17 protein-coding genes and 1 pseudogene are annotated in these 15,732 nt (G+C 49.3%); 13 read left to right on the top strand and 5 right to left on the bottom strand.

Annotation, left to right across the window (positions count from 1 at the left end; all coding sequences use genetic code 11):
- The first annotated feature begins 1 nt into the window (after position 1).
- The 11 genes from L0M14_RS21655 to L0M14_RS31625 all read left to right on the top strand — a co-directional run bounded on the left by L0M14_RS21655 (position 2) and on the right by L0M14_RS31625 (position 10,901).
- Complete coding sequence (locus L0M14_RS21655) at positions 2 to 436, top strand: hypothetical protein (protein ID WP_235118641.1); 435 nt, start codon at positions 2 to 4, stop codon at positions 434 to 436.
- A gap of 63 nt (positions 437 to 499) precedes the next feature.
- Entirely contained in the window at positions 500 to 727 is a 228-nt protein-coding gene (locus L0M14_RS21650; protein ID WP_235118640.1) for a hypothetical protein, read from the top strand.
- 5 nt (positions 728 to 732) lie between these two features.
- Positions 733 to 1,611 carry a transglutaminase-like domain-containing protein gene (locus L0M14_RS21645; RefSeq protein WP_235122992.1) on the top strand — a complete coding sequence of 293 codons (879 nt, stop codon included), beginning with the start codon at positions 733 to 735 and terminating at the stop codon, positions 1,609 to 1,611.
- Positions 1,612 to 1,971: 360 nt separating this feature from the next.
- The gene (locus L0M14_RS21640) at positions 1,972 to 2,466 is read left to right on the top strand and encodes an HAD-IA family hydrolase (protein WP_311198759.1); all 495 of its coding nucleotides are present in this window, start codon (positions 1,972 to 1,974) and stop codon (positions 2,464 to 2,466) included.
- Positions 2,467 to 2,487: 21 nt separating this feature from the next.
- The gene (locus tag L0M14_RS21635) at positions 2,488 to 4,557 is read left to right on the top strand and encodes a peptidoglycan D,D-transpeptidase FtsI family protein (protein WP_235118638.1); all 2,070 of its coding nucleotides are present in this window, start codon (positions 2,488 to 2,490) and stop codon (positions 4,555 to 4,557) included.
- Between the two features lie 455 nt (positions 4,558 to 5,012).
- On the top strand, positions 5,013 to 6,887 hold the full coding sequence (gene asnB / locus L0M14_RS21630; RefSeq protein ID WP_235122991.1) for an asparagine synthase (glutamine-hydrolyzing): 1,875 nt from the start codon (positions 5,013 to 5,015) through the stop codon (positions 6,885 to 6,887).
- Positions 6,888 to 7,116: 229 nt separating this feature from the next.
- Positions 7,117 to 7,854 carry a Cof-type HAD-IIB family hydrolase gene (locus L0M14_RS21625; RefSeq protein ID WP_235118637.1) on the top strand — a complete coding sequence of 246 codons (738 nt, stop codon included), beginning with the start codon at positions 7,117 to 7,119 and terminating at the stop codon, positions 7,852 to 7,854.
- An 88-nt stretch (positions 7,855 to 7,942) separates the two neighbouring features.
- Positions 7,943 to 8,428 carry a DUF456 domain-containing protein gene (locus L0M14_RS21620; protein WP_235118636.1) on the top strand — a complete coding sequence of 162 codons (486 nt, stop codon included), beginning with the start codon at positions 7,943 to 7,945 and terminating at the stop codon, positions 8,426 to 8,428.
- A 57-nt stretch (positions 8,429 to 8,485) separates the two neighbouring features.
- Positions 8,486 to 9,208: a ThuA domain-containing protein gene (locus L0M14_RS21615; protein WP_235118635.1), complete on the top strand. Its 723-nt coding sequence runs from the start codon at positions 8,486 to 8,488 to the stop codon at positions 9,206 to 9,208.
- A 17-nt stretch (positions 9,209 to 9,225) separates the two neighbouring features.
- On the top strand, positions 9,226 to 10,218 hold the full coding sequence (locus L0M14_RS31630; RefSeq protein WP_311198758.1) for an oligosaccharide flippase family protein: 993 nt from the start codon (positions 9,226 to 9,228) through the stop codon (positions 10,216 to 10,218).
- Positions 10,215 to 10,901 carry a polysaccharide biosynthesis C-terminal domain-containing protein gene (locus L0M14_RS31625; protein WP_311198757.1) on the top strand — a complete coding sequence of 229 codons (687 nt, stop codon included), beginning with the start codon at positions 10,215 to 10,217 and terminating at the stop codon, positions 10,899 to 10,901. The genes L0M14_RS31630 and L0M14_RS31625 overlap by 4 nt, the downstream gene beginning before the upstream one ends.
- Before the next feature lie 131 nt (positions 10,902 to 11,032).
- On the opposite strand, the pseudogene L0M14_RS21605 reads toward L0M14_RS31625, so the two are convergent.
- The 5 genes and pseudogenes from L0M14_RS21605 to L0M14_RS21585 all read right to left on the bottom strand — a co-directional run bounded on the left by L0M14_RS21605 (position 11,033) and on the right by L0M14_RS21585 (position 14,036).
- Positions 11,033 to 12,332: pseudogene (locus tag L0M14_RS21605) on the bottom strand (DUF2515 family protein).
- 43 nt (positions 12,333 to 12,375) lie between these two features.
- Positions 12,376 to 12,579: a hypothetical protein gene (locus L0M14_RS21600; RefSeq protein ID WP_235118634.1), complete on the bottom strand. Its 204-nt coding sequence runs from the start codon at positions 12,577 to 12,579 to the stop codon at positions 12,376 to 12,378.
- Positions 12,580 to 12,616: 37 nt separating this feature from the next.
- Positions 12,617 to 12,862: a type II toxin-antitoxin system antitoxin gene (locus L0M14_RS21595; protein ID WP_235118633.1), complete on the bottom strand. Its 246-nt coding sequence runs from the start codon at positions 12,860 to 12,862 to the stop codon at positions 12,617 to 12,619.
- Between the two features lie 13 nt (positions 12,863 to 12,875).
- Positions 12,876 to 13,715: an SPFH domain-containing protein gene (locus L0M14_RS21590; protein WP_235118632.1), complete on the bottom strand. Its 840-nt coding sequence runs from the start codon at positions 13,713 to 13,715 to the stop codon at positions 12,876 to 12,878.
- 168 nt (positions 13,716 to 13,883) lie between these two features.
- On the bottom strand, positions 13,884 to 14,036 hold the full coding sequence (locus tag L0M14_RS21585; RefSeq protein WP_235118631.1) for a DUF1540 domain-containing protein: 153 nt from the start codon (positions 14,034 to 14,036) through the stop codon (positions 13,884 to 13,886).
- A 193-nt stretch (positions 14,037 to 14,229) separates the two neighbouring features.
- Between L0M14_RS21585 and L0M14_RS21580 the strand changes: the two genes are divergently transcribed.
- A complete protein-coding gene (locus L0M14_RS21580) occupies positions 14,230 to 14,577 on the top strand; it encodes a thioredoxin family protein (RefSeq protein ID WP_235118630.1) in 348 nt (115 codons plus the stop codon).
- Positions 14,578 to 14,805: 228 nt separating this feature from the next.
- The gene (locus L0M14_RS21575) at positions 14,806 to 15,714 is read left to right on the top strand and encodes a COX15/CtaA family protein (protein WP_235118629.1); all 909 of its coding nucleotides are present in this window, start codon (positions 14,806 to 14,808) and stop codon (positions 15,712 to 15,714) included.
- Positions 15,715 to 15,732 lie beyond the last annotated feature (18 nt).

The following is a 15,732-nucleotide window of genomic DNA, read 5'->3' as shown; positions in this document are numbered from 1 at the left end:
ATTGGAACAATGGGTCAGCTTTGCACAGGACCGGTGGTATTTGCTGGTAGCCGCAATCATAGCGCTGTTTATCATCATGGGGATCGTAAAAACGATCATGAAATGGATATTGATTGTTGTCATTGTCGGTGCTGTCGTGGTATACGGTGCCAATTATAAGGATAAGCTTCAAACCATTGGAGCTAGCGTCATCAGCCAGGTAGGGGATGAGATCAAAGAAAAAGCGGTCACGACATTAAAGGACGAAGCTAAGGATGCTAAATTTAAAGCAAACCCGGACGGTTCGTTTGTGATCACGACCAAGAGCTTGCAAATTGAAGGAAAAGCCGGCTCTGAAGAAGTGAAGGTCACCTTTATGGGGAAAACGTTCACAATGAATGCGAATGCGGCTGTTAATGCCATTGTGGAGCAAGCAAAGAAGAACGCCGCTTCGTAGGATGAGAGGGGAATCCTTATCCAAATCGCAGATTTGATAAAAGACAACTGGCTGTCATTCAATATGATTTCGCTTGTCATCGTGCTGATATTTGCAGGATCCGTCATTCAAGGCCTTTTTCGGGGCGGCTCGAATTCGGCCAAGCATCTGATTTACATGGTGATGGAAGCGATCACGGTTCTGATTAGCATGTTTTTGGCCTGGAAGGGAGTGCAGCTTGTTTCGCCGCTGATTCAAACCTGGCTGAAATCGCAGCAGCTGCAGCTTCCGACTGGGGACAGCAGCACTTGAAACAGGTGTATTACACCGTAGTCACCAGTGTGCGCGATTTTCCTCTGCTGCGCTTTGGCGTGCTGTTTTTATTGGGTTATATGATTGTCAAGCAGGGGATCCAGCTGTTGTCGGACCCGCTTATCCGTTTGTTTGTGGCTAGCCGCGATGCTGCGTATCGGGACGGCTCCAGGTCTTTCTTCAGCTCGCTGGGCGGCGGCTTGATTGGCATCGTAACGGGACTGGCTCGCTCGCTGATGGTGATTGCGGTGCTGTTTATTTATGTGACCTTTTTTCCGCATTCCCCTTTAACATCTTACATTCAGGCTTCTCATATGTATCAAAAGGGTGCGGAAGAAGTCATCTCGCCGTTTACCGGCGATTTTATCGCTGACAAGGTACCTGTATTCACCAGGGCTGTTGAGGATGAGTTCACCAACATTTTGCAGCGGCGATATGAAGTTCTGGATGCGAAAATCCCTGATAATATCTCAGATGCAGCCAAGGAAATTACGGCATCAGCCGGCACCGACGAAGACAAGGCCCGACTGTTGTACAAGTGGGTAGGCTCCAGAGTGCAGTATGATTGGGAAAAGGTCAGGCTTTACGAGGAGGATCGGATCTGGAAGGAACAAACACCGGAGGATACCTTCAACTCGCGCAAAGGGGTATGCATTGATTACTCCAGATTGTACGCGCAAATGGCTCGTTCCGTCGGACTTGACGTTAAAGTGGTCACGGGGCTGGGGTATGACGGGAAGGGCAGCTATGGTCCGCATGCCTGGAATGAAGTATATTTATCAGAAACCGCTCGCTGGGTACCGCTGGATTCGACTTGGGTATCAAGCGGCGGCAACTGGTTTAATCCGCCCAATTTCGATCAGACGCACATTAGAGAAGCATGAGCTGCATAGACCAGAGAAGCCAACCTTATACAAGGGTTCGGCTTCTTTTTTCCTTCCATGTAAGTTGTGTTACACTGTAGGGAGAGTAAAGAGTAATTATGTATCGGATACATAGAATGAAGGGGAATTTATGGGGAAAAGAATACAAGAATACCGGATGATTTACTTTGACGCGGGGGATACGCTGCTTATGATTCCGGCCGCTCAGGCTATACTAAAGCAATATTTGGCGGACCGCAGCTTGATCGCGATGAAGATCACATCGGTGAACTGTTCACCGAAGCATTCCGTCTATTTTATTACGGGAAGAAGACCGATACATTTGAGGCTTGTACGCCTGAATCCGACCGTCAATTCTGGGTGGAATTGTACAAATATGTGCTTCATAAGCTGGATGCGCACGAAGCTTGGACAGCGGATGAAATCCACGCATGCTGCCATGAACTCTACGATATCTACACAGCTCCAGCCTATTATGAACTGTTTGACGATGTCATTCCATGCTTGGAGCGGCTTCGTGATCTGGGGCTCCGGCTTGGAGTGATCAGCAATTTTGCTCCGACCCTGAAAGCCATTTTGAAAAGTAAGGGGGTATATCATTTCTTTGACCCTGTCATTGTGTCTACCGAGGTTGGTTTGGAGAAGCCGGACCCCGCGATATTCCGCTTAGCGCTGAAGATGGCGAATGTGGAGGCCAAGGATGTGCTGTATATCGGCGATCACGAAACCAATGATATATGGGCTCCGAACCAAGAAGGAATCGAGGCTGTCAAAATATTGCGCTACGACTACCATACAGGCCAAGGCATTCGCTCTCTGATGGAATTGTTTGATGAACTTGAAGTCAGAAAGTAAGCAAGGAAAGGATGGAAAGCAATGAAGTCATCATCATTGATGGATGACCCTAAGAAGCAGGAAATTACGAAGAAGCGGCACTTTTCCTTTCGAATTAATATCTTTTTCTTTGTTACGTTTACGCTTTTCTCCGTGTTGATCGTTCGTTTGGCTATACTGCAGTTCGTGCAGGCGAAGGATTTGAAGGCAGCAGAGAATACTAACACCAATACAACGACGAAGATCGCACCGATTCGCGGTAATATCTATGATTCCAATAAATCTCCGCTTGCCTATACGATTCCGATTCAGTCTTTATTTTTCCGGATTGAGCCAGGGCAGCAAAACAAAGATGAAGTCATTGCGCTAGCGACGAGCTTGGTCAATGACGTATTTAACAAATACGGCAAGCCGGATGCGAAAAAGCTGACCCCGGCAGATGTCGTGCTGGCCATGGATTTGGGCTATGACATTGACAAGAAGGAAACGAAAGCCCCTAGCTATTATCAAGTGCCGCGGCGAATCAAAGCGGATCTCTCCCAGGAAGAGATTGCCTACCTGCTGGAGCATCGCGATGTGTACAAATGGCTGGAAGTCAATGAAGAAAGTATTCGGATGTATGAGAAGGAAGAAGACAATACAACGATTGCTACACAGTTAATTGGCTATTTGAAGTCCTACAACAATCAAACCTCTCAGGACATGTACAAGGATAACCCGAATAGCAAAGAGTATCTAAGCTCGGAGAACGTAGGTTTTGATGGAATCGAGCGGATGTACCAGGATGAGCTCAGGGGAACCAATGGAAGCAAGGTATATCCGGTAGATGCGGCAATGAGAATTATCGGTAGAGCAACCATTACTGCGCCTGTCAAAGGGAATAACTTGTACCTGACGATCAATAAAGATATTCAGAAGGTTGCAGAGAAGACTATTGCGGAGCATATTAAATATTTGACCAATCCCGCAAATAACAGTGATGCATACTTGAAGTGGGGAACGAAAGCAGCATCTGGCTTTGCAGTAGCTATGGAGGTCGATACAGGCCGGGTGGTTACGATGGCCAATTACCCGGACTATGACTCCAACGTTTGGACTGGGGGTATCTTGCAAAGCGATTATGATCAAATCGGAACATTTATCGCCAATGGTTCCATAACGACTGCAAAAGCCAAGTACCCGACGGAAAAAGAAAACGCCAAGCATCCTTCCTCAATCGTATTTATGGGCTCTACGATTAAGCCTTTATCTGTACTAATCGGACTTAAGGAAAAGCTGTTCGCTGCTTCTGACACGTATTACGATTCCGGCTCTTTCAGCTTTGGTAAGACAGGAAGCGCAAGCACCATCCGAAACTCCGACAGTCACCCATACGGCGTTCTGAATGCTTCGAGTGCTATTGAACATTCCTCGAATACGTACATGTCTGCTATGGTCGGTATTCCTTTCTATAACAAATTTGGGGGAGAAAATCAGGCCGTCACCGATAAATGGGCGGAATATCTTGCAAAGTTCGGTCTTGGCGTCGAAACCGGAAGCGGACTTCCGAATGAAAACACCGGATCGAACGATTTTATCAGGAATGCTAAGAAGGATAGCTATCAATCCGCGATGGTCTACGCATCTTGGGGGCAGAATGAGAAAACGACAACCCTTCAGCTCGCGCAGTATGCTGCTACACTAGCAAGCCGAGGCAAGCGGATGAAGCCGCTGTTTGTGGACGAAATCCGGACGTATGAAGGGGATTTAGTGAAGAAATTCGAACCGGAAGTGCTCAATGACTTAACCGGGGAATTCTCCAACAATAGCGACTGGAACACAATCATTCATGGTATGAAGAGCGGAGCGGAAGGCATTGATGATCTGCCGTTCAACGTAGCTAGGAAAACAGGTACATCCACGCAAGGGGTAGCGGGCGGTACGGTTGAAAATGCGGTGTTCATCGCGTTCGCGCCGGTGGAGCATCCTAAGCTCGCTGTAGCTGTTGTTGTGCCGGAAGGCGGCTTCGGACGCTATGGAGCATCTCCGATTGCAGCAAAAATTTTCCAGGCATATGATGAAGCCAATGATGGAATCTTGACTAAGCTCGGCGGCGGTAAGAAGCCGTGGTAATCGAATAAACGGGAAATCGCGGCTATGCGTTTTGCATGGACCGCGATTTTTTTGTAGTTGCGCCCCGAACTATGTAAGGATGTCTCTATTGGAATTTCGGATGTACGTTTTTCGAGGATAACAGCACGCTCGGGCATGTACCAGCATAAGATGAAGCAGGTAAGCGAACCATCGTTGTAACCGGTACAACAGTACCAACTATCTTAAAAGTTGCCTTCAGCAAACATTTATGCGTCAGGGAAAGGGAGGCGGTAATGATGAAAAGAACCCGGCTTTCGTCTTCGCTCAAGCGTCTGATCATTACGATTATGTTCTTATAATGAAGGATGGTCGATTCAAAACGTCCCGCACACTCCTCCATCTCTATTTCCAGTATGGTCGGCAGGTATGGTATACTAATGTATCGAAAGTTCGACTGATAGAAATGATGTTGGTGTGGAGGAGTGAGTATCACCATGTGCGGTATTGCAGGTGTAGTGTATTTTGAAGATAGAGAACCGTCCATTCCAATGCTGGAGCAAATGACGAATGTGATCGTGCATCGAGGACCGAATGATTCCGGATTTTGGACGGATAATCGCGTCGGACTAGGCTTTCGCAGATTGTCTATTATTGACATCCAGGAAGGACATCAGCCATTAACCAATGAAGATGATTCCGTGTGGATTATATTTAACGGAGAAATTTATAACTATAAAGAGCTTCGAAGCATGCTGCAGGGGCGCGGTCATCAATTCCGCACACATAGCGACACAGAAGTCATCGTGCATATGTATGAGGAGTACGGTGAGGATTGCGTTAAGCACCTTCGTGGCATGTTCGGCTTTGCGATTTGGGATAAAAAGAAGAAGCAGCTGTTCGCAGCGCGCGACCATTTCGGCATTAAGCCGTTTTATTATCATGTCAATGACCGTCAATTCCTGTTTGGTTCCGAAATCAAGAGCTTGCTGGCAGCCGAAGGGATGAATCGTCTGATTCATACGGACAGCCTGCTGAATTACTTGACCTTTCAATATGTGCCTGAGCCCAACACGATGTTTCACGGCATCCAGAAGCTGCCTCCGGCCCATTATGTGAAGGTTACTTTCGACGGGGATATGTCTATACATAAGTATTGGGATCCAATGTTCGAACCGGAAGACCGTCCGTTCGATGAATATGTGGAACAAATTCGCGAGAAGCTGAAAGATTCCGTCGCCCACCATATGGTGAGCGATGTTGAGCGCGGCTGCTTCCTCTCGAGCGGTATCGATTCGACGGCTATTGCTACGCATATGCGCAACATCGAACCGATCCGTACGTTCTCGGTAGGCTTTGAAGGGCCGAACAACGAAACGCCGATCGCGGCTCAGACCGCTGCTGCGCTGGGTACGGAGCATTATGACAAAATCATCACACGTGATGATTTCTTCAACACGCTGCCTAAAGCGGTCTGGCACCAGGATGAGCCGGTAGCAGATCCTTCGGCGATTGCCCTCTACCACGTGGCTCAGCTGGCGCGCGAGCACGTAACCGTCGTGCTGTCCGGCGAGGGCGCTGACGAGCTGTTCGGCGGCTACCGCATCTACCGCGAGCCGCTGTCGCTGGCTCCGATCGAGCGTTTGCCGCATTCGATCAAGCGGATGCTGAACCGCTTTGCCAGAGTGCTGCCGAGCGGCATCTCCGGACGTAACTACTTGCTGCGCGGTACGACGCCGCTGGAGGAGCGCTTCCTCGGGAACGCGAAAATCTTCACCGAGGACATGAAGGCCGAGGTTCTGCGGTTGGACAGCGAGATGCTGCGCGCGTACAAGAATCCCCAGCAGATCGCTGCGGATTACTACAACATGACGAAGCATTTGGATCCGGTCAGCCGAATGCAGTACATCGATATGAACCTGTGGATGCCGGGCGATATCCTGATGAAAGCCGATAAGATGACGATGGCTCATTCCTTGGAGCTCCGCGTGCCGTTTCTCGACAAGGAGCTGTATGAAGTCGCCCGCCGCATTCCGGCGAAGTACCGCATCGCGAACGGGACGACCAAGTACATTTTCCGCAAAGCGATGGAGGGCATCATCCCGGACTTCATCCTGAACCGTCCGAAGCTTGGCTTCCCGGTGCCGCTTCGGCAGTGGGTGCACGGTCCAATGGGTGACACGCTGCTGGAGCAAATCAAAGCCAGCGGCATCGAGGATTACATCAACATCGGCACGGTTGAGAAAATGCTCCAGAAGCACCGCAATGGGCAGGGAGACTTCGCGCGCCGCATTTGGACGATCTACATCTTTGCCTTGTGGCATATGACTTATATGGAAGAGCTGCCGAAGAAGGCGGTCTTTGCTCATTAAGAAAGCGAGAGATACGGAGGGAGTCTTGCTTAAGGCTTCATCGAATGCGCCAACGGAGAGCTCAGTGGTTTTCGGAAAAGTGTCAGCGGTCGCCTTTGTAAACGGGTTCTAACTACTGCGATATTATTTCAAGGAACCTGTTTACAACAGCGATTGGAGGAAATTACCGAAGCTCGTAGTGGTCATTCTTTATCCCTAAGCACACACTCCCTCCCATTAGGAGGAGTGTATGGGAAACTACAAACTGCTGGCGCTCGACATGGATGGCACGCTTCTGACCGAAGCGAAAGAAATCAGCGAGCCGAATAAGGAAGCCATTCACACGGCGATCGAAGCTGGTGTAACGGTCATCTTTTCAACAGGACGCGGCGTACAGAGCGCTTTACCTTACGTAGAAGAGCTCGGTCTGGAATCCCCGATGGTAGCGGTGAACGGCAGCGAAGTGTGGGAAGCCCCGGGTAAGCTGCACCAGCGAACGCTCCTGTCCGCAGACCTCGTAGAGAAGCTGCACGGTATCGCCATCGACCTGGATTCCTGGTGGTGGGCGTACGCGGTAGACGGCGTATTCAACAGAGATAATTGGCCGGATGACCTAGAGAGCCACCAATGGCTGAAATTCGGCTATTATACGGAAAACGAACCGAAGCTGAAGAAAATTCGCCAAACGGCGGAGAGCTGGGGCGTCTTCGAAATCACCAACTCGCATCCTTGCAATATTGAGCTGAATCCTCTGGGAATCAGTAAAGCGAGCGGACTAGAAGCCGTATGCAAACTGCTGGGCATCACCATGTCTCAGGTTGTCGCTATGGGCGACAGCGAGAATGACATTACGATGCTTCAGGCTGCGGGGCTTGGCGTGGCAATGGGTAATGCGCAGGAGCGTGTCAAAGGCATTGCAGATATGACGACCGTAACCAATGAAGAACATGCTGTAGCGAAGATCATTCATGAGGTCATTCTCAAGTAACGATTAGACGGTTATGCGTCGAAATGATGATTGTTTTGCTTGACAATACATACCGTTTCCGAAATTCGAGTAAAGGGAGTTGCTCCACATGGTAGTGACTGGCTGGATTTTGGTTATCCTATTATTTGTAGTGGGAATGGTCGGTGCCGTTTACCCGGTTCTGCCCGGTGTACTGGCGATCTACGGAGCCTTTTTTGTCTATGGCTTTATGATCGGGTTTGAGCCATTCGGTATTTGGTTCTGGCTGATCCAAACGTTGACCGTTCTGATCATCATTGTGGCGGATTATGCGGTAAGCGCACTGGGGGTTAAGAAGTTTGGCGGTTCCAAGGCATCTGTAATCGGAAGCACGATTGGCTTGATTGCCGGTCCGTTCGTCATTCCGGCTTTTGGTTTGATTCTCGGTCCTTTTATTGGAGCTGTTCTTGGTGAAATCATCATAGGAACGAACTGGAAACAAGCTTTTAAAGTGGGGATCGGCTCCGTTCTTGGTTTTTTTGCCAGTACCTTGGTGAAAATTATCCTGCAGCTAGGGATGATCGCTGTCTTCTTTATCTGGATCTTCGCCCACTAACTTAACTTGAACATAGCGTTTTGTCAGCTAGGCAAGAATAGGGAGGCTTTTGTAGGCATGATACGGGTTACGGTATGGAATGAGAATTTGCATGAACAGACTCACAAGGAAGTTCAGGAGGTATATCCCAAAGGCATTCATAATGCGATAGCAGAAGGAATTGCCGATGGAGCGTTTGAGGTCCGCACAGCTACGCTTGAGCAGCCCGAGCACGGATTGACCCAAGAGGTGCTGGACGGCACAGATGTGCTCATCTGGTGGGGTCATATGGGGCATGACCAAGTCGCAGACGAAATCGTGGACCGCGTTCAGCAGAGAGTGCTTCAAGGGATGGGACTTATCGTTCTGCATTCCGGTCACTTCTCCAAAATCTTCAAGAGGCTGATGGGCACCTCGTGCGATCTCAAGTGGAGAGAAGCCAATGAGAAGGAACGAATCTGGGTCGTCGATCCCGCACATCCGATTGCAGAAGGGCTGGATCAGTATTTCGAGCTTGAGCATGAGGAAATGTACGGTGAGCATTTTGACATTCCGGCTCCGGATGAGCTGGTCTTCATCAGCTGGTTCGAGGGCGGAGAAGTGTTCCGCAGCGGCTGCACCTATCACAGAGGGAACGGCAAAGTCTTCTACTTCCGGCCCGGGCATGAAACTCATCCGACATATTATAACGCCAATGTGCTCAAAGTCATTAAGAACGGCATCAAGTGGGCCGCGCCCGTGCATGGCGTAAGACATTATTACGGCAATCACAAGCCGCTTGAAACAATTCAAGGTAAATAAGAGAGAAGGAACGGACGTTGACAAAGGAAACAAAGGATTCACTCGTAAAAGGGACGCTCATTCTCACCGTGGCCGCGCTTGTAGCGCGGTTTCTCGGCGTTTTTCAGCGTATCCCGCTTGTACATTTGCTTGGGGATGCTGGCAATGGCAGTTATTCCATCGCATTCAGTCTTTATTCCGCGTTATTGGTCATCGCGACTGCGGGCATTCCCAGTGCGCTAAGCAAAATGATCTCGGAGAAAAACGCGCTCGGCAGACAAGCCGAAGCTGCGAGGATTTATAAAGCCGCAATTTGGTTCGCTATTGGCGCGGGCCTTTTTATGACGCTGCTTCTATACATAGGTGCGCCGCTTTATGCGGAAACCATCTCCCACGGGGGTCCGGATGCTACACTAGCGACCCGTGCCATTGCTCCGGCGATGCTGATGTTTCCGCTGATTGCCATTATGCGCGGTTACTTTCAAGGACGGCAAAACATGATGCCTAACGGCATTTCTCAGGTTGTCGAGCAGATTTTTCGCTTGATTACCTCCATTGTCCTTGCTTATTTCCTGCTGAAGGTCAGCCTGGGCTGGGCGGTGGCAGGAGCGTCCTTTGGCGGGGTAGCAGGAGGCGCCGCAGCGCTTGTCGTCATGATTTATTTTACCGTTAAGCTTAAAAAACGAGACGCAGCTGCTTCTAAGCTGGCGAGAGAGCAGACAGCGGCAGCTCAATCTGGACCCGCATCCACGGGGGCTATGCCTAGATACCGCGACATTTACCGCGGATTGTTCAAGCTCTCGATCCCGATCGTTGTTTTTTCCATGATGGTGCCTTTGGTGTATTTAATCGATACGTCCATTATTACGCCGCTGCTTGAGGGTGCAATTGGTCACAAAGAGGCTCTTGGACTGGTGGGGATTATGGGCGCTCGCGCCCAATCGCTTGCGGGGATTCCGATTATTCTAGCCATTGCGCTCAGCCAGTCCGTGGTGCCGATTATTTCCGCTGCTTATTCCAAAAGGATTTGAAGCAAGTCAGCCACCAGACCTCCCGAGTGCTTCAGCTTGCTATTTTGTCGGGCTTGCCGGCTGTTCTTGTGATCAGTATTGCGGCGAGACCACTTGATTTGATGCTTTTCGGGTATGAGGATTCTACATATGGATTGGCTCACGGACCACATATGATATCGCTGCTGACGTTGAGTGCGATGTTTCAGATCACCATGCAGACCTCAGGTGCTGTTCTCATGGGTATGGGACGCATGAGGCCGCTTATTGTGCATGTCATTATTGGCTTGGCCATCAAGCTGATCGGCAGCTTTCTCCTGGCCCAATGGCTTGGTATATATGGAATTACCATTTCAACAGGTCTGTGCTTTATCGTGATGAGCTGGCTGAATACCCGGACCATTCGTAAAGAAGTAGATTTCACGATTCTCGGACGACGCTCAGTAGGCATCGCATTGACGGTTATTGTAATCGCTGCGGTGGGTTTAAGCGTCGAATGGCTGACGAACGCAAATATTCATCCATTTGCTTGGTACCGAATGAACGCGGTCATCAATTCCGTCATCGTGTGCGCTGTAGCAGGTGTCTTATATCCGGTGATGCTGATGGCAACTCGCGTTGTAACGAAGGAAGATGTTCAGAACTTCCCGGCACCGCTGCAAAAGCTGATCCGTAAAGCCGGACGTTTGATGGGCCGGGCTTAGTTATTTAAAGTAGAGCCCGTTATATGTAAAAGAATTCAGTGCCTGATTCCAGGTCGTAAGCCTGCCTGTCCTGCCTAGTTCACCAATCTGACTAAGAGGCATCCTACAGTCTGAGCGGGAGCCGCTGATCTTTAAGTGTCGAGTGGCATGGCTTCACTAGCCAGGATAGCAAGCTCGATTTTATTCAAACCAAAGCCATATTCGTTTGTCATGTCAAAACGAAACGGCACGTCAATCGGCCTTACATGCTGCAGCGGCTTCTGAATATCCGTTAGCCACTCGCCGCATTCTGCAGCGGCCATCTCCCGGTCCGGCCAAGCGCTTGTTAGCATCGGACTAAAGAAAGGAAGTGATCCTTTCTTTAGTTGATTACCATTCAGCCTCTCCTGATAGGCTTCTGCAGGAGGGGCTTTTCTTGTTTTAGTAAAGATCTGCGGCCAGTAATCAGAACGGGAGGCTGTGTGGGGCGTAGACGAAGCGAATCTCAAGACACCGAGATGAACCTCGGGAATCCCGAACAAAATGGCGTATAGGCTCTTGCCGAACTCGATACGCTCATGCAAACTGCCGAAATCCTCCAAAATAAGTCCGGCCAGTCTGAGGCTTTCAACAGCTTGTCCTGCATTTTCGGCTAGCTTTCCATAAGGGAAAACAACCTGGTTAAGCTGCATCCAGGATTGGGTTTGAAATAAAAAGGTATCGAGTACGGACTGCTTGTAATAAGGATTCAGAATGATCCTTTGCTCGATATAATTCTGTTCATTGACGATTAGTCCAATCGTAAGCGGGATGGGGTCTCGGACCTCCCAGAAGTCGGTCCACATTGCTTCCATAAATACGGATACGCCGAATTCGGGCAGCAGATGAAACAGGCTGCAGTTTCTTTTTACATTCCTCGTAAAGCAGAATCTGGGGGTATGCATCATGAAAGATCAGCGCGTTGGCACGCTCTAAGAAGCTAAAAAGCTGCTCGGCTTGAAGCTCATTCAGCAAAAAAGACAGAAGCTCGCCCCGAAGGTCAGTCATGCACCAGCCTCCGTTACGGGATACCATATGCGCCAGCAGAGCCCAGTGGAGCTCAGGGTGATCTTGATAAGCATCCCAGTACGCTTTCGTTCGAGTGACATTGTTGCGGTTGTTTCGGCGGACGCGTTCTTGTATATGATTGACGAGGCTAGCTTCCTCTGGAGATGGAGGAGGTGGCAGGACTCCAGCATGCTTCCGCCCGAAGCTGCGCTTTACAGCTTCTTGGATTCGGTGGGCCGTTTCTTCGGAGAGTGGAAGCTGCTCTGCCGAATGACCGGCTACCTCAGCTGCGTAGAGCAGTTCGGAGAGGTTATTTTCGAGTATTTGTACGAGACCTCGGGGGAACCCCGCAGCTTTTTCCAATACCTTGATTATACTGTGTTCGGATTTATCAGCACGTGGCATGATATCCCTCCTTCGATCATCATCCGCATATTGTTTACTGAATCTATGCAGGGTATGTGACGGGGAGGGTGAGAAAAGAAAAAGAGACCCCATCCGCAGGCGTGCTAGCATCCATCATTACATCAAACAGATGAAGCTCCAGATGGTTCCCAGCTGCGCTAATCTCGGGCACATGTTGTGTCACCGGCGTATGGCAGCGGTCAGAATCCAGGCAGCCTGTCAAATGCAAAGAAGAATGGCGCGTCATTGTGCGGGAGTCTCTCTTGAAGCTTGAAGATTGAAGCTCAGTCCTGATCAGTTGAAGTTGAAGTTGAAGCTGGAGTCGAGGTCGAATGCTCTTCTGGTTCAGTCAAGTTATTCGAAGCACGGCCAGCACCGGGCTTGGGCAGACGCCCCGCCCGATGGAGCGCATCACGAAGCAGGTACTCTATGTGTCCGTTCACACTGCGGAATTCATCTTGAGCCCACCGCTCCAGCGCTTCGTAGAGCCTAGGATCTAGTCGGAGGGGAAAGTTTTTCTTTGGAGCCATGGCTGCAGCACCCTTAATACAAGGTGCCCGTATTGATGACCGGATTCGCCGAGCGGTCGGACACAATGGCTACGAGCAAATTGTTAATCATGGCGGCTTTCTTCTCTTCATCGAGCTGCAGCCCATCGGCTTCCAGTTGGCTGATGGCCATCTGCACCATGCCTACGGCGCCCTCTACGATTTTTTGTCGCGCAGAGAGGATGGCTGAGGCTTGCTGGCGCTGCAGCATGGCACTTGCAATCTCGGTGGAATAAGCCAAATGCGTAAGCCGGGCTTCCATGATTTCCACACCTGCAACAGACAGCCTCTCCTGCAGCTCCTGGCTGAGCTCCTCAGCCACTTCGCTGGCGTTTCCGCGCAGAGAGGAGCCTTCCCCTTCATAGCGGTCGTAGGGATATTTGGTCGCCACATGCCGGAGAGCAGTCTCGCTTTGAATCTCCACAAATTTATGATAGTTATCTACTTCAAACAGCGCTTTGTACGTATCGACAACTCGAAAGACGACGACGGCGGCGATCTCGATCGGGTTCCCATCGACATCATTGACCTTTAACTTGACGCTGTTAAAATTGCGAACGCGAAGCGATATTTTCTTACGGGTCGAGAACGGAATGACGAGCCACAAGCCGCTTTTTCTGATCGTACCCGCATATTTGCCGAAAAAAGTGATGACAGAGGCTTCGTTAGGTTGAATGATCGTAATCGTAGAGCTAAAGAGGATGCCTATAATGACAACGATCATGCCTGTGACAAACCATTCCTGAATCAGAAGCAGCACGCCAAGACCAATACCAAGTAGAGACAGGATGATACCGATAAAACCATTCACTGACCATGCTTTCGTTTCATTCATGAGATTCAGCTCCTTATCCTATATGCATATCTAATTGATATGTATATGATATCACTTTTTACTTTTAATGTAAATTCCAATAAATGTTTGATAATAATTATCATTCTTGATAAACTAAGAGCAACAACAAAAAAAGGAACCCGCGAAGGTCCCTTTTCCACACAAGCATTATTTCATTTCAAACGTCTTGCAGTCCGTTTCGGCGGAATGATCCGCACGCTTGGAACTGTGATTTACAATGTAAATGGAATCCGCCTTACATTTGTTCTGCTCGCCCCAGAAGCGGCAGGAGTTCACTTCGCATAGTACGCCTTGTGCCATTGTGATTCACCTCCTTATGGCATATAATGAGCGCATGTCAACGAGTTGGAACAAGGTGGCTCTTGTTCCGGCAGGTTGAATGAACCCCTCTTACAGGATAGGGGTCTTCATGCTGTCCCTAGTATGGTCCAAAAGAAGTGGAAACATGAGGAATCTTCTTAAACAAATTTGAGAATCGGATGAGGTGGATGCCGTGCTTAAAGTAACAAGCGAACAACAATTCAAGGAACTGGTTGCGAATTCTCCGCTAACCGTTGCCGTCTTCAAAACGACATGGTGCAAAGACTGCCATTATATTGAACCTTTCATGCCGGATCTGGAGAAGGCTTATAGCGATCGGATCTCCTTTGTGGAATTGGACCGTGACGAGGTTCCTGATTTATGTGAGGAGCTAAACATATTGGGCATTCCTAGCTTTATTGCTTTCCGTCAGGGCAGCGAACTGATTCGTTTCGTCAGCAAGCTTCGAAAAACCCGCGAGGAAATCGAGCAGTTTTTGGATCGCGCCATCGAAGTATCTTCCGCAATGACCAAATCTTAAGTTAAATGGACATAATGAATAAGACGGCTCTAGTGAGACCGCTCCGTTGATCGAATCCATCGACTATCGGGCGGCTTGCCGAGGCGTTTTTTTCTTTTTGAAGCAAGGTGTCGGTTTCAATGCTTTGTAACAATTGCGAATGGATTTGCCCCTCAAATAAAGCTATAATTGTAACGACTAGTCGCATTCGACATATTATTCGGAAGCCACGATACAAAAGTAGGTGCCATGATGAAGCAAAAAGTAATTCAAAGATTTGCGAATCTTTCGGCGATCGGTATGTTCCTGATTCTTGCTATGGGCGCTCTCGTAACGAAGGCCGATGCAGGCAGGGGATGCGGGGATGAATGGCCGCTGTGCCACGGGAAGTTCGTTCCGGCTCATACGATTTCCTCATTTATCGAGTACAGTCACCGGCTTGTTGTCGGAGTTGTAACGCTTATTCTGATCGCGACCTTTTATCTAGTGTTTCGATACGTCAAACGTGCCGACGCCAAGTGGTTTATTACGGGGACGATCGTCATGACTCTCATTCAGGCGGTTATGGGTGCTATGGCCGTTATCTGGCCGCAATCCTCCGTCGTGCTGGCTCTGCATTTCGGCTTGTCGCTTCTCGCTTTTGCCTTTTCCTTACTGCTCGCACTCATATTTACTCCTTACGGGGATTACGATGGAGCAGGCGTTGTCAGAGGAGGCTTTAAGGCGCTGGTATGGATAACAGCTGTTTACACATACATTGTGGTGTATTTGGGGGCATTCGTGCGTCATACCTCTTCCTCGGGCGGTTGCTCGGGATGGCCGCTCTGTAACGGCGAAGTGATCCCAGAGCTCAGCGGGGCGACCGGAATCGTCTTCATGCATCGCATCGCTGCGCTGCTCTTGTTTTTTTGCATTCTTACGCTGTACATTCAGGCGAAAAAAAGGTACGATGCTACTGATAAAATGGTTCTCGGCAGTAAATGGGCGTTGATCTTCGTCCTGCTGCAAATTATCAGCGGGGCAGTCGTAACTTGGTCCATGACCAACGAGACAGCGTACTTGTTTACTGGTATGATCCATGCCATGATCATTGCCTGCTTATTCGGATTTTTAAGTTATCTATGCGTATTGACGCTGTATTATCGCAAACAAACCTAATGATGAGTACGGGAAAAG

Source organism: Paenibacillus hexagrammi (assembly GCF_021513275.1).
In the GTDB taxonomy this organism is placed as follows: Bacteria; Bacillota; Bacilli; order Paenibacillales; family NBRC-103111; genus Paenibacillus_E; species Paenibacillus_E hexagrammi.
Note: the sequence above shows the minus strand (reverse complement) of the source record. Positions and strands in the feature narration are given on the sequence as shown.

Excerpts from the sequence above, each read along its gene's own strand:
- L0M14_RS21650 (WP_235118640.1), top strand. The coding sequence starts at position 500 with ATGATTTCGCTTGTCATCGTGCTGATATTTGCAGGATCCGTCATTCAA.
- L0M14_RS21635 (WP_235118638.1), top strand. The coding sequence starts at position 2,488 with ATGAAGTCATCATCATTGATGGATGACCCTAAGAAGCAGGAAATTACG.
- asnB (WP_235122991.1), top strand. The coding sequence starts at position 5,013 with ATGTGCGGTATTGCAGGTGTAGTGTATTTTGAAGATAGAGAACCGTCC.
- L0M14_RS21625 (WP_235118637.1), top strand. The coding sequence starts at position 7,117 with ATGGGAAACTACAAACTGCTGGCGCTCGACATGGATGGCACGCTTCTG.
- L0M14_RS21620 (WP_235118636.1), top strand. The coding sequence starts at position 7,943 with ATGGTAGTGACTGGCTGGATTTTGGTTATCCTATTATTTGTAGTGGGA.
- L0M14_RS21615 (WP_235118635.1), top strand. The coding sequence starts at position 8,486 with ATGATACGGGTTACGGTATGGAATGAGAATTTGCATGAACAGACTCAC.
- L0M14_RS21600 (WP_235118634.1), bottom strand. The coding sequence starts at position 12,579 with ATGACGCGCCATTCTTCTTTGCATTTGACAGGCTGCCTGGATTCTGAC.
- L0M14_RS21595 (WP_235118633.1), bottom strand. The coding sequence starts at position 12,862 with ATGGCTCCAAAGAAAAACTTTCCCCTCCGACTAGATCCTAGGCTCTAC.
- L0M14_RS21590 (WP_235118632.1), bottom strand. The coding sequence starts at position 13,715 with ATGAATGAAACGAAAGCATGGTCAGTGAATGGTTTTATCGGTATCATC.
- L0M14_RS21585 (WP_235118631.1), bottom strand. The coding sequence starts at position 14,036 with ATGGCACAAGGCGTACTATGCGAAGTGAACTCCTGCCGCTTCTGGGGC.
- L0M14_RS21575 (WP_235118629.1), top strand. The coding sequence starts at position 14,806 with ATGATGAAGCAAAAAGTAATTCAAAGATTTGCGAATCTTTCGGCGATC.